General features: G+C 74.2%; 17 protein-coding genes. 10 read left to right on the forward strand and 7 right to left on the reverse strand.

Annotation, left to right across the window (positions count from 1 at the left end):
* Window positions 1-47 precede the first annotated feature (47 nt).
* Complete coding sequence (locus tag ACGF0J_RS05885) at window positions 48-1337, reverse strand: acyltransferase (protein ID WP_393142332.1); 1290 nt, start codon at window positions 1335-1337, stop codon at window positions 48-50.
* Window positions 1338-1521: 184 nt separating this feature from the next.
* On the opposite strand from ACGF0J_RS05885, the gene ACGF0J_RS05890 reads away from it, so the two are divergent.
* Window positions 1522-2769 carry a sensor histidine kinase gene (locus ACGF0J_RS05890; protein WP_393142333.1) on the forward strand — a complete coding sequence of 416 codons (1248 nt, stop codon included), beginning with the start codon at window positions 1522-1524 and terminating at the stop codon, window positions 2767-2769.
* Window positions 2760-3407, forward strand: a complete 648-nt coding sequence (locus ACGF0J_RS05895) for a response regulator (protein WP_393142334.1) — start codon at window positions 2760-2762, stop codon at window positions 3405-3407. Before ACGF0J_RS05890 ends, ACGF0J_RS05895 begins: the two co-directional genes overlap by 10 nt.
* Before the next feature lie 155 nt (window positions 3408-3562).
* Here ACGF0J_RS05895 and mihF read toward each other — a convergent pair whose 3' ends face one another.
* The 3 genes from mihF to ACGF0J_RS05910 all read right to left on the reverse strand — a co-directional run bounded on the left by mihF (window position 3563) and on the right by ACGF0J_RS05910 (window position 5946).
* Window positions 3563-3868 (reverse strand): integration host factor, actinobacterial type, encoded by a 306-nt coding sequence (gene mihF, locus ACGF0J_RS05900; RefSeq protein WP_101784984.1) that lies wholly within the window; start codon window positions 3866-3868, stop codon window positions 3563-3565.
* Window positions 3869-3967: 99 nt separating this feature from the next.
* The gene (locus ACGF0J_RS05905; RefSeq protein WP_393142335.1) at window positions 3968-4372 is read right to left on the reverse strand and encodes a heme-binding protein; all 405 of its coding nucleotides are present in this window, start codon (window positions 4370-4372) and stop codon (window positions 3968-3970) included.
* A 272-nt stretch (window positions 4373-4644) separates the two neighbouring features.
* Window positions 4645-5946, reverse strand: coding sequence for an ROK family protein (locus ACGF0J_RS05910; RefSeq protein ID WP_393142336.1), 1302 nt, complete (start codon window positions 5944-5946; stop codon window positions 4645-4647).
* A 35-nt stretch (window positions 5947-5981) separates the two neighbouring features.
* Here ACGF0J_RS05910 and ACGF0J_RS05915 point away from each other — a divergent pair, with 35 nt between their 5' ends.
* Window positions 5982-7214 carry an MFS transporter gene (locus ACGF0J_RS05915; protein WP_393142337.1) on the forward strand — a complete coding sequence of 411 codons (1233 nt, stop codon included), beginning with the start codon at window positions 5982-5984 and terminating at the stop codon, window positions 7212-7214.
* A gap of 59 nt (window positions 7215-7273) precedes the next feature.
* Here the strand turns inward: ACGF0J_RS05915 and ACGF0J_RS05920 are convergent, their stop codons facing one another.
* Entirely contained in the window at window positions 7274-7675 is a 402-nt protein-coding gene (locus ACGF0J_RS05920; RefSeq protein WP_393142338.1) for a cupin domain-containing protein, read from the reverse strand.
* 52 nt (window positions 7676-7727) lie between these two features.
* On the opposite strand from ACGF0J_RS05920, the gene ACGF0J_RS05925 reads away from it, so the two are divergent.
* Complete coding sequence (locus ACGF0J_RS05925) at window positions 7728-8747, forward strand: helix-turn-helix domain-containing protein (protein ID WP_393142339.1); 1020 nt, start codon at window positions 7728-7730, stop codon at window positions 8745-8747.
* Between the two features lie 3 nt (window positions 8748-8750).
* On the opposite strand, the gene ACGF0J_RS05930 is transcribed toward ACGF0J_RS05925, so the two are convergent.
* Together ACGF0J_RS05930 and ACGF0J_RS05935 are read right to left on the reverse strand one after the other, a co-directional pair.
* Window positions 8751-11114, reverse strand: a complete 2364-nt coding sequence (locus ACGF0J_RS05930) for a beta-galactosidase (RefSeq protein WP_393142340.1) — start codon at window positions 11112-11114, stop codon at window positions 8751-8753.
* Between the two features lie 13 nt (window positions 11115-11127).
* Entirely contained in the window at window positions 11128-12027 is a 900-nt protein-coding gene (locus ACGF0J_RS05935; protein ID WP_393142342.1) for a DMT family transporter, read from the reverse strand.
* A gap of 84 nt (window positions 12028-12111) precedes the next feature.
* Between ACGF0J_RS05935 and ACGF0J_RS05940 the strand changes: the two genes are divergently transcribed.
* The 6 genes from ACGF0J_RS05940 (at window position 12112) to ACGF0J_RS05965 (ending at window position 18457) form a co-directional block, all read left to right on the forward strand.
* Window positions 12112-13041 (forward strand): LysR family transcriptional regulator, encoded by a 930-nt coding sequence (locus ACGF0J_RS05940; RefSeq protein ID WP_393142344.1) that lies wholly within the window; start codon window positions 12112-12114, stop codon window positions 13039-13041.
* Between the two features lie 157 nt (window positions 13042-13198).
* Complete coding sequence (locus ACGF0J_RS05945) at window positions 13199-14347, forward strand: LacI family DNA-binding transcriptional regulator (RefSeq protein ID WP_393142346.1); 1149 nt, start codon at window positions 13199-13201, stop codon at window positions 14345-14347.
* Window positions 14344-15258, forward strand: coding sequence for a carbohydrate ABC transporter permease (locus ACGF0J_RS05950; RefSeq protein ID WP_393142348.1), 915 nt, complete (start codon window positions 14344-14346; stop codon window positions 15256-15258). Before ACGF0J_RS05945 ends, ACGF0J_RS05950 begins: the two co-directional genes overlap by 4 nt.
* On the forward strand, window positions 15255-16097 hold the full coding sequence (locus ACGF0J_RS05955; RefSeq protein ID WP_393142350.1) for a carbohydrate ABC transporter permease: 843 nt from the start codon (window positions 15255-15257) through the stop codon (window positions 16095-16097). The genes ACGF0J_RS05950 and ACGF0J_RS05955 overlap by 4 nt, the downstream gene beginning before the upstream one ends.
* Window positions 16098-16106: 9 nt before the next feature.
* On the forward strand, window positions 16107-17414 hold the full coding sequence (locus tag ACGF0J_RS05960) for an ABC transporter substrate-binding protein (protein ID WP_393142352.1): 1308 nt from the start codon (window positions 16107-16109) through the stop codon (window positions 17412-17414).
* Window positions 17411-18457 carry an ADP-ribosylglycohydrolase family protein gene (locus ACGF0J_RS05965; RefSeq protein WP_393142354.1) on the forward strand — a complete coding sequence of 349 codons (1047 nt, stop codon included), beginning with the start codon at window positions 17411-17413 and terminating at the stop codon, window positions 18455-18457. The genes ACGF0J_RS05960 and ACGF0J_RS05965 overlap by 4 nt, the downstream gene beginning before the upstream one ends.
* Window positions 18458-18463: the final 6 nt, after the last annotated feature.

An 18463-nucleotide genomic window follows, 5' to 3' on the forward strand; every position in this document is an offset into this window, starting at 1 on the left:
GTCTCACGATTGTGGCGAGACGGTGTGACGGGCGTGTCTCCGGACCCTCACCGCACGTCCCGCCGTGCTTCCCGGCGGGCGCCGGGCAGCGTCAGCAACAGGCCGCCGGCGACGGCGGCGGCCCCGGCGACCGGCGCGAGGCCCGGCGCGAACCCGGCCACGGTGAGCGTCAGCACCCCGCCGCCGGTCAGCGCGGCCGCGGCCAGCGCGCCCGGCCACCCCGCCCGCCCGTACGGCAGCGCGGGCGGCTCCTCGAAGCGGCCGAACAGCCGCAGCAGCGGCCACATCACCAGGCACAGCGCCCCGAACCAGAGCGGCCACCCGGCGAACCAGCCGGGAGAGAGCGGCTCCGGCGTGCCGACGCCCAGCCCCACCACCACCAGCCCGGTCACCGCGAACAGCGCCGGCATGTGCCACAGGTACACCGTCATGACGCGCGGCCCCGCCCAGGCGAGCAGCCCGCGCAGCGGCAGGCGAAGCAGCCACGGCCGCAGCAGCGTGGCCAGGCCGATCTGCCCGGCGGCCACGGCCAGCATGGCGAGCGTGGGCGGCGCCATGTTCGACATCTCCGCGCCGGGCAGGCCGATCATGCTGCCCGGGTACGGCCCGGCCCACACCAGCAGCGCGGCGACGCCGAACCCGGCCGCCGCCGTCGTCCCCGGCCGGGTCAGCCGGCCTTCGGCGTACAGGAAGCCGGCCTGGTGCACGGCCAGCCAGACGAACACGACGTTGAGGTAGCCGAGCGCGTCCCAGCCCGCCGCGAAGCGCAGCACGTCCGTCGCCACCGCGCCGGCCGCCAGGACGGCGGGGACGCGCAGGCCGTGCCGGGCGTGCAGGCCGGCCAGCCACGGCGTGGCCACCACGGCGATCACGTAGACGGCGAGGAACCAGAGCAACTGGCCGGTCAGCCGCGCCCCCGTCTCCAGCGGCTGCGCCGGCACGCCGAGCGCGGCGAGGGCGTGCGGGAGCGGCAGCCACACGGCCGCCAGCGGCACCAGCGGCCACGCCAGGCGGCGCAGCCGCGCCAGCACCCAGCGCGGCGCGCCGTCCCGGGCCCGGCCGAAGCTGATCGCGCCGGCCGCTCCGCCCGCGAAGAACACCAGCGGCATCACCTGGCTGAGCCACGTCACCACCCACACCCCCGGCGTCGCCAGGGCGTTGCCCGTGGTCAGCACGGCCCCGTCGAAGGCCAGCACCGGGATCGTCCAGTGCTGCACCACCACGAGGACCATCCCCAGCACCCGCAGCAGGTCGATGAACGGGTCCCGGGCGGCCACCGGCGAGGGACGCGCGGGGGCCCGCCGCACGGGCGGAGGGGGAGCGAGCAGGGCGGTCACGGGGGGCCTCGATTCGTCGGCAAACGCGGTGCTCCCAGGCTTCCGCCGCGACCGCCGCGGCACATTGCCGTACGCCGCCGTCTCCCGGTCGAGATCACACCACCGGGCGGGTAGGGCAGGCCCTACCACCGGACACCGGCATACCGGCTCGAACCGGGAGCCTTCGCGCCCTACCGTTGAGGCCATGCGCTCCCTGACACGGCGTGTCCTGCTCGACACGCGCTACACGCTCGTGGGCTTCCCCACAGCCGTCATCGGCTTCGTGCTCATGATCGCCGGCTTCGCCGCCGGGCTGGGGACCGTCGTGGTGTGGGTGGGGGTGCCGATCCTGGCCGGGACCCTGCTGATGGCCCGCGGCTTCGCCGACGCCGAACGCGGCTGGCTGTCCGACGTGCTGCGCCGCCCGCCCGTGCGCCCCCGCTACAAACCGGCCCCGGAAGGGGCGGGCCGGTTCCGCCGGCTGGTCACCCCGCTCACCAGCGGGCAGTCGTGGCTCGACCTCCTGCACGGCCTGCTGAACTTCCCGATCTCGATCGCGGCGTTCGTGCTGACCGTGGTGTTCTGGGCGGTGCCGTTGCTGGCGCTGACGTACCCGCTCTACGGCATCGTGACGTCCCGCATCCCGGGCAACGTGGAGCTGCCCGAGCTGCTCGGCTTCGGCTCCGGCTATCTCACCAACTCGATCTTCCACGTGCTGCTCGGGCTGGTCTTCGTGATCCTGCTGCCGTTCATGACGCGGATGGCCGCACTGCTGCGCGCCGGGCTCGGCCGGGCGCTGCTGACCGGCGTGGCCGAGCTGCAGGAACGCATCGACGACCTGGCCGAGGGCCGCGCCGCCGCCGTGTCGGCCGAGGCCAACGCGCTGCGCAAGCTGGAGCGCGACATCCACGACGGCCCGCAGCAGCGGCTCGTCTCCCTCGCCATGGAGCTGTCCCGGGCGCAGCGCCAGCTCGGCAAGGACCCCGAGGCGGCGCAGCAGACCATCAGCTCGGCCATCGCCGCCACCCGCGAGACGCTGGACGAGCTGCGCGCCCTGTCGCGCGGCATCGCCCCGCCCATCCTGTCGGACCGGGGCCTCGCGCCCGCGCTGGCTGCGCTGGCCGGCCGCTGCACCATCCCCGTCGAGCTGGACGTGCAGACCACCGGGCGCTTCCAGGCGGCCGTGGAGAACGCCGTCTACTTCGTCGTCGCCGAAACCCTGACGAACGTCGCCAAGCACAGCCGCGCCACTGTCTGCACCGTCCAGCTCACCCGTACCGGCAACACGCTGATGCTGACGATCGGGGATGATGGGGTCGGCGGCGCCCATGTCGCCAAGGGACACGGTCTCGCCGGGCTTGCCGACCGGCTCCGCGCGGTCGACGGGGAGTTCACGGTCGACTCGCCCGACGGCGGGCCGACGGTGATCGTGGCGGAGGTGCCGTGCGCGTAGTGGTGGCCGATGACGCGGTTCTGATCAGGGAGGGCCTGGTCAGGCTGCTGGAGGAGTTCGGCTGTGAGGTGGTGGCGACCGTCGGCGACGGCGACGCCCTCGTCTCCGCCGTGGCCGAGCATCGGCCGGACGTGTCGGTGGTGGACGTGCGGATGCCTCCGTCGTTCACCGACGAGGGGCTGCGGGCGGCCGTGGAGGCGCGGCGCAGGGTGCCGGGCGCGCCCGTGCTGATCCTGTCGCAGTACGTCGAGGTGTCCTACGCCGACGACCTGCTCGCCGACGCCCGCGGCGCGGTCGGCTACCTGCTGAAGGACCGGGTGGTCGACGTCGACGAGTTCCTGGAGGGCCTGCGGCGTGTCGCCGCGGGCGGCACCGTGTTCGATCCCCAGGTGGTGTCCCAGCTCATGGTTCGCAGACGCAAGGACGACCCGCTCGCCCAGCTCACCCCGCGCGAGCGGGAGGTGCTCGGGCTGATGGCCGAGGGCAGGTCCAACCCGGCCATCGGCCGGCAGTTGGTGATCAGCGACGGGGCCGTGGAGAAGCACATCAGGAGCATCTTCAGCAAGCTCGGGCTCTACGCCGACGACAGCGACCAGCACCGCCGGGTGCTCGCCGTCCTCGCCTACCTCCGCTCGTGACCCCTGCCTGATCGGCGCCCGACCGGCGTCCGGTCCGCCCGGGCCCGGTCGGCGGGCCGGCGGCACGGCGGCCGGTCCTCGCCGGGTGCGGCCGGCGGGGAGGGCGGCCGGCCGGTCCGCGCGGGCGGATCCGCGCGGACCCGGCCGCTCACGTTCTAGCCGAGCGCCTCGACCAGCTTCTTGCGCTGCTGGGCGCCCAGGCCGCCGAGACGGCGCTTCTCGTCGACGCCCGCCTCCTCCATCAGCGCGGTGGCCTTGGCCGGGCCGACGCCCTTGACCGCGCGCAGAGCCTGGGACACCTTGATCTTCTTGGCGATGTCGTCGTCGCGCTCCAGGAGCTGGCTGAAGGACAGCTCGCCGGCCTTGACCTTGGCCAGCAGGGCCGTACGGGCCGCGCGAGCCTCGGCCGCCTTCTCCAGAGCCGCCTTGCGCTGCTCGGGGGTGAGAGTGGGAAGTGCCATCTGTCTCTCCTCGGGGAGTTAACGTTCGGGATTCTGTTACCCGTAGTGCAGTGGCTAATCATGGCGGATACCAGCGGTTCTTGGTGCGGAAAGCGATGCTCAGCGCGTGCTCCACACCGAGGCGGCCGCGTCGGCGCACGACACGTCCTGCGCGACCGTCCCACCGCTGACCCCCACGCCGCCGACCACCCGTTCCCCTTCACCGTAATCCGCCCAAAGCGGGATGCCCCCTCCGAAACACACAAAACGGTCACCTGCCAGGCCGTGCAGCTCCCCGCCGGGCGCCGCCAGCCTGCCGAGCTCGGCCGTGGCCATGCCGTGCGCCACGGAGGTATAGGCCTTGGCGGGCGCCAGCACCGGGCCGGCCAGCCGCGCACCCGCCATACGCTGGAAAGACACCAGATGGCCGCCCTCGTCGACGACCGCGACGGAGATCAGCGCCCCCTCGCGCGCCGCCTGCCGGAGCGCCGCCTCGCACATGCGCAGGGCGAGTTCGAGATCCACGGGACATCCTTCGCGTCCGGGCGGTCCTTCGCCTTCCGGACGCCTTCATCCGTACGCCCGTCCGGGTGGCGTCGCAAGATCCCCGCTGGGACCGGTATGGGTCCGCCCGCCCGCCGCCTGGGGTGTTTCGCCCTAGAAAGGGTGTTATGCATCACATTTCGCAGTTCGGGCGTGTCGCGCGCCTGGTGCAGGCCCGGATGGAGGGGCGCCGGTCCCCCGGCGACCGCCGCCCGCAGCGGGTCAGGCGGGCGCGGCGGTGCGGGCGCGGTGGGTCAGGCAGGCGCGGCGGTGCGGGCGCGGCGCCACGCCTGGACGCCCTCGACGGTCAGGAACGCGTCGAACACCGACTCCATCGCCCCGATCAGCGCCCCCCGCCAGCCGAGGGTGGAGGAGGCCAGCCGGGGCGGCCGCTCGCGGCGGATCGCCATCAGGCCGTCCCCGAACGGCTCCGTGAGCGCCGCCAGGGCCCGCGCGTGCAGATCGACGCCGAAGCCCGACAGTGACACCACCTCGGGGTCGTGCGCGTTCACCAGGGCGGCGACCCCTGTGCCGAGCGCGCGGGCGTTCGCCGCCAGGGCCCGCGCCGCCTCCGCGTCCCCGGCCGCGGCGTCGGCGAAGACGCGCTCGGCCCGGTCGCGGCCCCGGCCGCCGCCGTGGGCGAGTCCCAGCCGGCGCAGCAGCGCGTTCGTGCCCACCTCGCGGCCCCAGCAGCCACGCGCCCCGCAGGCGCACGGCTCGGCGCCGCCGGTCAGCGGCATGTGCCCGAACTCGGCGCCGATCCCGCCCGCCCCCGCCAGCGGCCGCCCGTCCACCACGAGGACGCCGCCCAGGTCGAAGTCGACGTGCAGATGCAGCCCCACGCGGACGCCGCGCAGCACGCCCCGCCGCGCCTCGGCCAGCGCCGCGAACGCCGTGTCGTTGCCCACCAGCGGCATCCCGTGCGCGGCGCCGTGTCCCGCTGGGGGAGTGTCGTGCGTGGTGCCGTCTCCGGCGGGGGGAGCCCCGTACGCCGTGCGGCCTCCCTCGGGCGGAGGGCCGAGCGGTGGCAGGTCGAGCAGGGCCGGGACGTCCACGGAGCGCCAGTCCAGGTGCGCCACGTCCACCAGGCCCCCGGCGCGCACCGGCCCCGCCACGGCCAGCCCCACGCCCACCACCCTGGGGCCGAGCCGGTCCACCTGCCCCCTGAGCACCTCTCCCAGTGGTCCGAACGCCCCCTCCGGCGTGCCGTCGTGGCGGCGGACCTCCAGGACCGTCGCCTGACCGCCCAGGGAGCACTCGGTGACCTCCCAGGCGTCCTCGCGCACGTCCACCGCGAGCGCGATCGGCCCGTGCGGATGCGGGCCGGGCACCTGGGTGGGGCGGCCGCGGCCGTGCTCGGCGGCGGGCTCCTCGTGCAGTAGCGCGCTGTCGGCCAGCTCGGCGACCAGCACCGACGCCGTGCCGCGGGCCAGCTCCAGGTCGCGGGTCAGCCGCGAGCGGGTGAGGGTGGCGCCGCAGTCGTGCACCGCGCGCAGCAGCCGCACCCGGTTGTGGGCGCGCAGCTCGCCACTCGTCGTCGCCCCGTTCGTCGCCATTGTGCGATTGTCACATCCTTGAATATGCTCTAGGCGTGAACATAAGTATCGCAGAAGCCAGACGCGCCCGGGTCGCGGTGTTCGGCTACTTCTCCCTGGCCGGATTCGTGATGGGGCTGTGGGCCTCCGGCCTGCCGTCGCTGAACGACCGGCTCGACCTCGGACCGGCGCGGCTCGGCACCGTCCTGCTGCTCATCTCGGGCGGCGCCCTCGTGTCGATGCTGGTGACCGGGCCGCTCGTGGACAGATGGTCGAGCCGGACCGTGTGCTGGATCAGCGGCCCCCTCTCCGCCCTCGTCCTGCTCGGGCCGGCCGTCGCGCCCGGCTACCTGCAACTGGCGATCCTCGCCGTGCTCTTCGGCCTCGGCCTGGGCGTGACCGAGGTGGCCATGAACGCCCACTCCGTCGAGGTGGAGCGCGCCTACGGGCGTCCGATCATCTCGGCGTTCCACGGCACGTGGAGCCTCGGCGGGGCGGCGGGCGGCGCGCTCACCGCGCTCGTCCTGCGGACCGGCCTCGACGCCCAGGCCCTGCTCGTCGGGGCGGCCGTGGTCGTGCCGTTCCTGTACCTGCCGCTGGCCCGGCTGCTGCTGCCGGCCGTCTCCGAACAGGCCGACGCCCCGGCCGGCGACGCCTCCGTCGGCGGGCGCGCCGACGGGCGCGCCGGCTCCGGGCTGCGCTGGGGCCTGATCGCGCTGCTCGGCCTCGCCGCGTTCGCCGGGCACCTCGCCGAGGGCGCCGCCATCGACTGGGCCGCCCTGCACGCGCGCTGGATCCTCGACACCGATCCCGCCGCCGCGCCCCTCGCCTACACGATCTTCGCCGTGGCCATGACGACCATCCGCCTGCTCGGCGACCCCATCCGGGCCCGGCTCGGCTCCGTGCGGACGATCCAGCTCGCCGGCCTGCTCGCCACCCTCGGCTACGTCCTCGTGCTGGCCGCCCCGCTGACCGGCGAGACCCTGCGCGTGGTCTGCGCCTGGACGGGCTGGGCGCTCGCCGGGGTCGGCCTGGCCACCGTGGTGCCGGTCATCTTCAGCGCGGTCGGCGCGGCCGGCGGGCCCGTCGGGCGGGCGCTGGCCATGGTGACGGCGTTCGGCTACAGCGGGCTCCTGGTGGGCCCGGCGGTGCTCGGCTACGTCGCGGAGGCGTCGTCCCTGCCGATCGCGCTCATCATCCCCGCCGTCCTGGCGGCCGTCGTCGCCCTCGCGGGAGCCCCCGCCATCCGCGTCCTCACCGCCCGCGCCCCCGCCCCCGTGCCCGCCTGAGGCCACGGCCCCGGGCCGACCCCCTCACCGGACGCCCGGCGAGGCCTGCCCGCAGCCGTTCAGAGAGCGTGGCCCGTGGTCGCGTCGACGTGGCCGGGGAGCTCGTCGTGACGGTCACCCACGCTCAGCGTGCCGGTCGGCTCGAACATCAGGATGGACGCCCCCGCAGCCGAGGACGGCTTGTGCTCCACGCCACGCGGCACGACGAACACCTCGCCCTGCGCCAGCGTGACGGTCCGCCCACCCGCACCGGCGCCCTCGGCGTCGCGCAGGGCGATCGTCAGCTCGCCCTCCAGCACCAGGAAGAACTCGTCCGTGTCGGCGTGGGTGTGCCAGACGTGTTCACCGGCCACCTTGGCGATCCGGACGTCGTAGTCGTTCACCCGGGTGACGATCCGCGGGCTCCACAGACGGTCGAAGCGGGCCAGCGCGGCCCGCAGGGAAATCGGCTCATGGGTCATGCGGCCATCGTCGCCGGTGGTGTTCGCGGAGTGTGAGTGCTAGGAATCGCATATGCCGCACGAATCCTCGCACGCCACCGGAGGCCGCCCGCACCGGGTGACCATGATCGTGGACGAGGGGTCCAATCCGTTCGAGCTGGGCGTCGCGACCGAGCTGTTCGGGCTGCGGCGGCCCGAGCTGGACCGGCCTTGGTACGACTTCACCCTCAGCGCCGCCGCGCCCGCCCTGCGCATGCACGCCGGGCTGTTCACGCTGTCCGGAGCCGGCGGGCTGGAGCAGGTCGACAACGCCGACACGGTGATCGTGCCCAACCGGCCGGACCCGCTGGCGCGGCCTGCCGGCGCCGTGCTGGACGCGGTACGCCGCGCCGCCGCGCGCGGCGCCCGGCTGGTGAGCTTCTGCACCGGCGCGTTCGTGCTCGCCGAGGCGGGTCTCCTCGACGGTCGCCGGGCGACCACGCACTGGCGCTGGGCGCAGTCGTTCGCGGCCCGGCATCCGCGTGTCCGCCTCGAACCCGACGTGCTGTTCGTGGACGACGGCGATGTCCTGACCGCCGCCGGCAGCGCCGCCGCGCTGGATCTCGGCCTGCACCTGATCCGCCGTGACCACGGCGCCGACGTGGCCAACGCGGTGAGCCGGCGACTGGTGTTCGCGGCGCACCGGGACGGTGGCCAACGTCAGTTCATCGAACGCCCCGTTCCGGACACTCCGGACGCCTCGCTCGCGCCGGTGCTGGCCTGGGCCCAGGAACGGCTGGACCTGCCGCTGACCGTCGCCGACCTCGCCGCCCGAGCGGCGGTCAGCCCGGCGACGCTGCACCGGAGGTTCGCGGCCCAGCTCGGCACCACCCCGCTCGCCTGGCTCACGGCGGAACGCGTGGCGCTGGCCTGCCGGCTGATCGAACGTGGCGAGCAGGGCCTGGACAGGGTGGCCCGGCTCAGCGGGCTCGGGACGGCCGCCAACCTGCGGGCCCGGCTCCGGCGGCAGACCGGGCTGACGCCGACGGCCTACCGCCGGCGCTTCGGGCCGCCCCCTACCCCTCGGGAGAAGCGGGCCGCCGAGCGCGGGTGACGGTCACGACGGGAGCCGGACCGGCCGGCGGTCGATCACCGTGGCCGAGACGATCCGGGCCGCCGGCCCGGTCAGCGACCGCCTGATCTCCTCCGCTTCCGGGGGCAGCCACACCGGCGTCCCGGGGCCGAGAGGATAGATCATGACCTCCACCTCGACCGGCTCGCCGTTGCGGGCGGGGGTGATGTCGATGTCCCAGGGGGCGCCGTTCCAGAACAGGTCCTGGACGCGGCCGCCGACGCTCGCCACGGCCACGTCCCCCACGAGCTCGACGCGCAGCAACGACCGCGCGCCGGCCGTCCGGGCCGGGACCGTGATCGTGTAGTGGGCGGCGTGGGCGAGGAAGGTCTCCGGGTCCGGAGCCGACGCCCGGCCGGGCACGGTGACCGGCCGCACGGGCGGCGCGGACGCCTCGCCGACCCGCACGATCGAGACGGGCACGGGCTCCGGCGGCTCGCCCACCTCGTGCCGCTCGAACCGGGCATCCCCCTCGTACCCCCCGGAGACGGCGAGCGGCGGGTAGACCTCCACCGTGGTGGGGCCGCCGGCGGTGACGGCCAGCAGCGTGCCGCCGTCCTCGACGATGTCGGCGTCGGAGAGGACCAGCCTGCGGAGCCCGCCGACGGTGGGCGTCCACGCGCGCAGGGCCTCCGCCTCGTCGAGCACCAGCAGTCGCAGGCGCTCGCCCGAGGGCGCCTCCACGGTGACGGCCGAGCGGGAGGCGGGCAGGTCCTCCAGGACCAGTTCCCCGCCGTGCTCGCGGACGGGGTGCCCGCTCACCCGGTGGCCGGCCGGGACGGCCAGACAGCCCGGCACGCCGCCGGTGCCGGCGAGTACGAGGACGGGGTCGCCGCCCGGCACGTCCAGGACGGTGAGCGGGGACAGGGTCGCCCAGGCGATGGTGACGCCCGCGACGTCCAGGTTCACCGGCCACCACAGGAACGCCCCCGAGGGGATGGTGACCGGGCGGTGCGGGAAGCGGACGCGGGCCTCGGCCAGTTCCACGTCGAACCGCACGTCCCGGTGGTCGGGCAGCGGCTCGTACGGCTGGTGGGCGTTGACGAACACGAACCCCGACCGCCCGTCCGAGCGCACCGCCCAGCGCAGTGACCCGCGGTCCCGCACGCCGGACGGGACGGACCCGCCGGACGGGGCTGACCCGTCGGGCAGCGCGGGGGGCGCCGGATCGGCGGCGATGACGGCGTTCATCGTGGCCAGCCGGTCGCCGAACGCCGCCAGGAACGCGTGCTGGGCGCGCAGCAGGTGGAAGGCGTCGCGGGTCTGCAGGTGGGCGCCGATCGGCGCGTTGAAGTCGTAGTCGAGGACGGGCAGGTCGTTCGGGTAGCCGGTGGCCTGCGACTCCTGCAGCCCGGGCCGCGGGTTGGCGCCGCCCGCGTACATGTAGTAGCCCTGCCAGGCCGAGCCGCTGCCGAGCTTGGCCAGCGCCACCGCGGCCACGTCGGCGCCCGACAGCAGGGGCCGCCGGTGGTAGGCGCTCGCCATGCCGCCGCCCAGCTCGCAGGTCGCCGGCGGGAAGCCGGGCTGCCGGGCCGCGGGCGCGGCGGGGGAGCCGGCCAGGTCCCGCCCGATGCCCGGGTCGTCCCACTGGTGCGAGAAGAAGTAGTGGGCCCGGAACGAGTCGTCCCAGCCCTCGCCGGTGTCCACCCAGAACCCGTCCCCGTAGCCGCCGTACAGCGGGAAGACGTCGCCGTCGGGCAGGTCCGCGCCGCCCCAGGCGGTCGCCGTCCACAGCGGCGCGGACAGGCCGCACGAGCGGGTGACGTCCTTGAGCGTGCGCAGGTGGCCGGGCTGGTCGTACAGCTCGTTGTCGAGCTGGATGCCGATGACCGGCCCGTCCGGCCCGCACAGCGGTCCCACCTGCCGGCCCAGGTGGCCGAACCATGCGCGCACGTCCTCCAGGTAGGCCGGGTCGTCGGTGCGCGGCGCGTAGCCGGCGGCCGTCACCCAGTCGGGCAGGCCGCCGCCCCGGACCTCGCCGTGGCACCACGGCCCGATCCGCAGGATCACCTCCAGGCCGGTGTCCCGGGCCAGCCGGACGAACGCGGCCAGGTCGAGGCCATCGTCGAACACCGGTTCGCGCTCGCGCCGCTCCTGGTGGTGGATCCAGAAGACGTACGTGGACACGAGGGTCACCCCGCCGGCCCTCATCAGCAGCAGGGCGTCGCGCCAGCGGCTCCTCGGCACCCGGCTGTAGTGCAGCTCGCCGGTCACCGGGATCCACGGGCGGCCGTCGCGCAGCAGCGAGCGGCTGGTGAGGGCCAGTCCCGGCCGCAAGTCGTCGGTGTTGGCCATGGCGGGCCGCGTCTCGGGACGTTCCCAGGGGGTGTGGCGGAGATGGTGGATCACGGGCCCGATCCTCTCAGGCGCGCTCGACCGGGCCGCGGGCGCCGGTGCGTTCGGCGCCGATGCCGGCGACGACCACGAACGCGATCCCGGCGAGAGCCGCCCAGCCGGGAGTCTGGTGCAGGAGGACGAAGCCGATGCCGACGGCGATCGCGGGCTCCAGGCTCATCAGGGTGCCGAAGGCGGCGGTGGTGAGCCTGCGCAGGGCGAGCAGTTCGAGGATGAACGGCACCACGGGCAGCAGCAGGGCCAGGCCGAGGCCGACGAGGACGAGCTCCCAGGTGAGCCGGCCGACGACGGAGGGCCCGGCGACCGCGGTGGCCGCGAGGGCGGCGACCGGCATGGAGACGGCGAGCCCGCGGATGCCGGCGACCTCGTCGCCGACCCGCTGGGTCAGCAGGATGTAGGCGGCCCAGCAGACGGCGGCGGCCAGGGCGTAGCCGACGCCGGGCAGGTCGATGCGGCCGTGCCACGGTTCGGTGAGCAGCAGGACGCCCGCGGCGGCGAGCAGCGGCCACACCTTCCGCCCGCCGCGGCCGCGGGCCACGGCGACGCCGAGCGGGCCGAGGAACTCCAGCGCGCTGGCGGTGCCGAGCGGCAGCCGGGCGACGGCGGCCATGAAGAACAGGGTCAGGCCCGCCGTGACCAGGCCGAGCGCGGCACAGGCGAGCAGGCCCGACCGGCTGAAGCCCGACGGCCGGGGCCGCACGATGATCAGCAGCAGCACTCCGGCCCACGCCAGCCGCAGCCACGCCGCGCCCTCGGCGCCCACCTGGTCGATCATGGTGACGGAGACGGCCAGGCCCAGTTGCACGAAGAGCATCGAGGCCAGCGCGAGCGCCGTGCCGGTGCGGGCGGCGGGCGACGCCCCGCCGGCCGGGGCCGGAGGGGGTGCCGGGGAGGCGGTGGTCGTCATGGGCCCAGTACACGAGACCGTGACCGTTCATGTCCACGTGAGAACGTTTGACGTACCGTTCGTGATTCGTGAACGATTGACGGCATGGACGTCCGCCGGCTGCAGATGCTGCTGCAACTGTCCCGGCTGGGCTCGATGCGCGAGGTCGCCGAGGAGCTGGGCACCACGACCTCGACTGTGTCGCAGCAGATCGCCGCGCTGTCCCGCGAGGTGGGCGCGGCCCTGGTCGAACCGCACGGCCGCCGAGTGCGGCTGACCCCCGCGGGCCGGCGGCTGGCGGGGCACGCCGTGACGATCCTCGCCGCGGTGGAGGCGGCCCGGCTGGACCTCGACCCGGACGCCGAGCCGGCGGGCACCCTGCGGGTCGCCGGCTTCGCCACGGCCGTGCGCCGCTCGCTGCTCCCCGTCGCCGCGGACCTGGCCGCGGGGCATCCACGGGTGCGGCTGCGCGTCCACGAGCACGAACCGGCCGAGTCCCTGGCGCTGCTCGCCTCGGACGCGGTCGACCTCGCCCTGATCTACGACTACGACCTCGCCCCCGTCGCCGCCGACGCCACCGTGGACAGGATGCCGCTGTGGTCGGTGGCCTGGAGCCTCGCGGTGCCGCACGCCGCGCCGCACGCGGGGGCCGCCGTGCAGGGCGACGCGTCCCGGGGGATGGCCGCGCACGGCGACGCGCCCGCGGTCTTCGGGGCGCACCGCGACCGCGACTGGATCGTGAACTCGCGGAACACCGCCGACGAGGACGTCGTACGCACGCTCGCGTCGATGGCCGGTTTCGAGCCGCGGATCACCCATCGCGCCGACAGCCTCGAACTGGTCCAGGACCTCATCGTCGCCGGATTCGGCATCGGCCTGTTGCCCGCCGACCAGCCCACGCTGCCCGGCATCCGGCTGCTGCCGCTGTCCGGCCCGCGCGTGACGATGCGCTCGTACGCCGTCGTCCGTCGCGGCCGCGCGGACTGGCCGCCGCTGGCGCTCGTCCTCCGCCTGCTCGCCGCCCGCGCCGCCTGAGTGGCGACTCAGGGGCTTCCTTGACCCGGACATGCCGCTGACCTGGCGTTATGTGATCGTGACTTGACCCGTGGGTGACGTGAGTGTTTCATGTGCCCCACGCGGTAAACGTTTACAGAAGCAGGGGCAAAGCGTTTGCCTTGGCGGAAGGACAGCCTTGGCCCAGGGACCCACGATCACCACGATCGCCAAGCGCGCGGGTGTCTCCATCGCCTCGGTCTCGCGGGTGCTGAACGGCCTGCCGACCAGGCAGGACACCGTGAGCAAGGTGATGGCGGCGGCGGAGGAGCTCGGCTACGTGCGCAACGCCGTGGCCCGCTCGCTCAAGTCGAGCCGGACCCACCAGGTCGCGTTCGCGATGGCGGACGTCGGCAACCCGGCCTACCTGGCCATGCTGCGCGAGATCCAGCCCGTGCTCAAGGCGGCCGGCTACCGGCTCGTCCTGCACTCCACCGGCGCGGACGTCGCCGACGAGATCGGCGTGCTGCACAGCCTCGGCGAACGCTACGTGGACGGGCTGATCATGGTGCCGCTGCGGGTCACCGACGCGCACCTGCGGATGCTCGCCGCCGCCAGGGCGCCCGTCGTCGTCATCGGCTCGGTGCCGGAGGGCACGCCGGTCGACAACGTGCGCGCCGACTCGCGCACCGGCGTCCGGCTGGCCCTCGACCACCTGCACGCCCTCGGCCGGCGGCGCATCGGGCTGGTCAACGGACCGCCCGACACCGTGCCCGGCGCGGCCCGCGGCGCCGGCTACGTGGAGGCGCTGGCGGCCCTCGGCCTGCCGTACGACGAGGAGCTGGTGGAGATCGGCGACTTCTACCGGGCCGACGGCCGCCGCGCGGTCGCCGCCCTGCTCGACAGGCGGCCCGACATCGACGCGCTCATGTGCGCCAACGACCTGATCGCGCTCGGCGCGCTCGACGTGCTGCGGACCGCCGGGCGGCGGGTGCCGCGGGACGTGGCCGTGGTCGGCATGGACGACACCGACCTGGCGGCGGCGTCCTGGCCCGCGCTCACCAGCGTCTCCCTCGGCTCGGCCGAACGCGGCCGGGCTGCCGCCGAGCTGCTGCTGGACCGGCTGGCGGACGACGACGTCGCCCCCCGCCTGGTCACCGTGCCGCCGCGGCTCGCCGTCCGCGCGTCCACCACCGGCGAACAGCCGCCGCGATCCGGCGAGACCGTCCGGCCCGGCACAACCGTCCGGCCCGGCACAACCGTCCGGCCCGGCACAACCGTCCGGCCCGGCACAACCGTCCGGCCCGGCACAACCGTTCGGCCCGGCGACGAAGGAGGCGAGGCATGACGGCGACCGTGACGAGACCACCCGCGCCACCCGCCAAGCACGTGCGGCGCGCCCGCCGGTCACGGCGCTCGCGCGAGATGTGGCTGCTCATGCTGCCCGCCCTCGTGCCCGTCGTGCTCTTCAGCGTCGGGCCGCTGCTGTACGGGATCGGGCTGGCGTTCACCGACGCGCGCAACACCCGCAACCACGAGACGTCCTTCGTCGGCCTGGAGAACTTCGCCCAGCTCATGGGCGACGACGACTTCTGGTCGTCGTTCCGGATCGGGATCATCTGGTCGGTCTCCGTGACCGTGCTGCAGTTCCTCGCCGCGCTCGGCCTGGCCCTGCTGCTCAACCAGAACCTCCGCTTCCGCGGTGTGGCCCGGGTGCTGGCGGTGGTGCCGTGGGCGATGCCGCCCGTGGTCATCGGGCTGATGTGGAAGCTCGTCTACCATCCCGACGCCGGCATCCTCAACAGCCTGCTCGGCACCGACGTCAACTGGCTCGCCGACTTCTCGCTCGCGCTGCCCGCCATCATCGTGGTCGGGATCTGGACCGGCATGCCGCAGACGACGGTGGTGCTGCTGGCGGGCCTGCAGGGCATCCCCCGGGAGCTGTACGAGGCCGTCGAGGTCGACGGGGCGGGCCGCTGGCGCAGGTTCTGGAACATCACGCTGCCGCAGCTCAAGCCCGTCATCGTCGCGATCACCTCGCTCGACTTCGTGTGGAACTTCAACCAGTTCGGCCTGGTCTACGTGCTCACCCAGGGCGGGCCCGGCGGCCGGACCAGGCTGCCCATGCTGTTCGCGTACGAGGAGGCGTTCCGGTACCGCTACGCCGGCTACGCCTCGATGCTCGGCCTGGCCATGGCGATCGTCGTGCTGGCGGTCCTCGGCCTCTACCTGTGGCGGCAGATGAGGGAGGCGAAGTGAGCGGCAAGAAGGCGAGCGGGGTGCGGCGCGCACCGCAGTACCTGGCACTGGTCGCCTACATCCTCTTCCTGGCCTTCCCGCTGGTGTGGCTGCTGTCCACGGCGCTGAAGACGCCGCAGGAGATGGCGCAGGCCGACCCCACGTGGATCCCGCGCGAGCCGACGCTGGCCAACTTCGCCGACGCGTTCGGCGAGCAGGACCTGGTGGGCGCCGCCTCCCGGAGCCTGGTCGTGGCGTTGTTCGCCAGTGTCGTCACGGTGGTGATCGCGCTGCCCGCCGCGTACGCGATGGCCCGCTACCGCAGCCTGCTCAACCGGATCGCGATCGGCTGGGTGCTGGTCAGCCAGGTGTTCCCGTTCATCCTGATCATCATCCCGCTGTTCATGATCCTGCGGGACATGGAGCTGGTGAACACGCTGCCCGGCCTGGTCATCGTGCACGTGACGTTCACACTGCCGTTCGCGCTGTGGATGCTCCAGGGGTACGTGCGCGCGGTGCCGGCCGAGCTGGAGGAGGCGGCGGCCGTGGACGGCGCGAGCCGGCTGCGCTCGATCGTCAGCGTGGTCGCCCCGCTGCTCGCGCCCGGCGTCGTGGCGACGCTGCTGTTCGCGTTCATCTCGTCGTGGAACGAGTTCCTCTTCGCACTGGTCGTCCTGCAGGACCCGGACGTGATGACGCTTCCCCTCACGTTGGCCAGGTTCGTCGGCCCCGAGGGGGTGGCCCGGCTCGGCCCGCTGGCCGCGGCCTCCCTCATGGCCACGATCCCCAGCCTCATCTTTTTCGCAATCATCCAGCGGCGCCTGAAGTCCGGCCTGATGGCCGGCGCCGTGAAGGGCTAGGAGGCACACATGCGAATGAAGTCCGCTCTGGCGGCGGCCGCGGTCGTCGCGTTGACCGCCGCGTGCGGCGGCGGTGGAAGCGGCGGCGACGAGGCGGCCAAGCCCGGCGAGCCCGTCAAGCTCAACTTCCTCAGCCTGGCCTGGCAGAAGGAGTCCCTCGCCGCCAACAAGCAACTCGTCGAGGAGTGGAACAAGGCCAACCCCGGCATCCAGGTCACCTACGTCCAGGGCAGCTGGGACAACGTCAACGACCAGCTCGTCACCCAGTTCGCGGGCGGCACCGCCCCCGACGTGATCCACAACGACTCGCCGGCGCTGGCCGGGTTCGCCGCCGACGGCTACCTGATGGACCTGTCGGACAAGGTGCCCGCCGACCTCAAGGCCGACATCCCGCAGCCCGCCTGGGACACCGTCACCTTCGACGACGGCAAGGGCAAGCAGGGCGTGTACGGGGTGCCGTTCCTGCAGGAGTCGCAGGTCGTGATCGCCAACAAGAAGCTGCTCGACGAGGCCGGCGTGCGCCTGCCCACCCCCGAGCAGCCGTGGACCTGGGACGAGTTCTCCGCGGCGGCCAAGAAGATGACCAAGGGCGGCACGTTCGGCGTCGCCTGGCCGATGAAGTCACCGGTCAACAAGACGCTCAACCTGGCGCTCAACTTCGGCGGCACGTTCTTCCAGACCGCCGAAGGCAAGACCACGGTCAAGGTCGGGCCCGAGGAGAAGCAGGTCCTGCAGCGCATCCACGACCAGCTCTACAAGGACAAGTCGGCCGACCCGGCCGCGCTCGGCCAGGGCACCGCCGACCCGCTGCCCGCCTTCTACAAGGGCAAGTTCGCCATGCTGCCGGCCGGCGTCTACCTGCGCCAGCAGGTGGCCGAGCAGGCGCCCGACGGGTTCGAGTGGGTGACGCTGCCGCCGCTGAAGGGCACCACCACCCAGCAGGGCGCCGTCTCCCAGACCCTGTCGATCGCGCAGGACAGCAAGCACCCGGACGAGGCGATGAAGTTCATCTCGTTCTTCCTCAACGGCCCCAACCAGGCCAAACTCGCCAAGGGCGACTGGCTGCTGCCCACCTCCGTCAAGGCGGCCGCCGACCCCTCCATCACCACGAAGGAGGACGGCTGGGACGTCGCGACCGCCTCCGCCAAGGACCTGGTCGTGGCGCCGTTCCTCAAGGTGAACGGGTTCGACGAGTGGAAGAGCAAGGTCGCCACGCCGGTGCTCCAGGAGTACTACGCCAACAAGATCACTATCGACGAGGCGGCCAAGCGGCTCGTCGAGGACGGCAACCAGGTGCTGGAGCGGTACCAGCGGTGACGCATCGCGACAGGGCCCGAGGGTGTCTGCTCGGCCTGGCGGCCGGCGACGCCCTCGGGGCGCCCGCCGAGAACCTCACGCCGGCCGAGATCCGCCGCCGCTGGGGCCGGCTCACCGAGATCGAACGCGGCGGCACCGACGACACCGAGTACGCGATCTTCGCGGCGTCGCTGCTGGTCCGGCACGGGCACGCGCTCACCCCCGCCGACGTGGCAGCCGCCTACCGGGCCGAGGTCATCCCCCGGGTGACCGGGCCGATGAAGGGGGCCGGGTTCTCCGAGCTGGGCACGGTGCAGGCGCTGCGCCGCGGGCTGGAGCCCCCGATGACCGGGCTGGCGCACCAGCACGGCTGGTCCGACGGCCTGGCCATGCGGGCCGCGCCGTACGGGGTGTTCTGCCCCGGGGACCCGGCCGAGGCGGCGCGGCTGGCCGAGCAGGACGGGCTGGTCAGCCACTCCGGCGAAGGGGTGCTCGGCGGGCGGGCCGTCGCCGCCGCCGTGGCCGCCGCCATGGCGGGGCTGCCGCCGGAGCAGGTGGTCCAGGCCGCGCTGTCGGTCGTGCCGGCCGACTCCTGGACGGCACGCGCCACCGGACGCGCCCGCGACGCCGTCGAGACCGGCGCGGGCCAGGACGACGCGGCGCTCGTGGCGGCGCTGCACGAGGCCGTCGTGGTACCCCACTACCCGTGGACCGACCTGGCCCCCGAGGCGGTGGCGCTGGCGCTGGCCGCCTACCTGGCCGGGAAGGGGGACGTGGCGGCGTCCGTGACGTTCGCCGTCAGCCTGGGCCGCGACGCCGACACCATCGGCGCCATCGCCGGCGCCGTGGCCGGAGCGGGTCAGGGCGAGAGCGGCATCCCCGAGCGGTGGGCCGCGCGGATCGGCCCGGTCTCGGGCGCCTGCCTGCCGGTGGTCGCCGGCAGGCACGTGCTGGACGTGGCGGACGAGCTGTCCGCCCTGGTGGAGCGGGACGATCCGGTGCGGGCGGACCTGGCGGGAGAGCCGACCCGGGGCCGTGCGGACGGCCCGCCGGAAGGACTGTAGGAGACG

The sequence above is a fragment of the Nonomuraea sp. NPDC047897 genome (assembly GCF_043204415.1).
Lineage (GTDB): Bacteria > Actinomycetota > Actinomycetes > Streptosporangiales > Streptosporangiaceae > Nonomuraea.

Bases quoted from the DNA above. Each gene is read 5' to 3' on its own strand.
- ACGF0J_RS05920 (WP_393142338.1), bottom strand. From the start codon at position 7,675: ATGACCCATGAGCCGATTTCCCTGCGGGCCGCGCTGGCCCGCTTCGAC.
- ACGF0J_RS05940 (WP_393142344.1), top strand. From the start codon at position 12,112: ATGGACGTCCGCCGGCTGCAGATGCTGCTGCAACTGTCCCGGCTGGGC.
- ACGF0J_RS05890 (WP_393142333.1), top strand. From the start codon at position 1,522: ATGCGCTCCCTGACACGGCGTGTCCTGCTCGACACGCGCTACACGCTC.
- ACGF0J_RS05925 (WP_393142339.1), top strand. From the start codon at position 7,728: ATGCCGCACGAATCCTCGCACGCCACCGGAGGCCGCCCGCACCGGGTG.
- ACGF0J_RS05960 (WP_393142352.1), top strand. From the start codon at position 16,107: ATGCGAATGAAGTCCGCTCTGGCGGCGGCCGCGGTCGTCGCGTTGACC.
- ACGF0J_RS05935 (WP_393142342.1), bottom strand. From the start codon at position 12,027: ATGACGACCACCGCCTCCCCGGCACCCCCTCCGGCCCCGGCCGGCGGG.
- mihF (WP_101784984.1), bottom strand. From the start codon at position 3,868: ATGGCACTTCCCACTCTCACCCCCGAGCAGCGCAAGGCGGCTCTGGAG.
- ACGF0J_RS05910 (WP_393142336.1), bottom strand. From the start codon at position 5,946: ATGGCGACGAACGGGGCGACGACGAGTGGCGAGCTGCGCGCCCACAAC.
- ACGF0J_RS05950 (WP_393142348.1), top strand. From the start codon at position 14,344: ATGACGGCGACCGTGACGAGACCACCCGCGCCACCCGCCAAGCACGTG.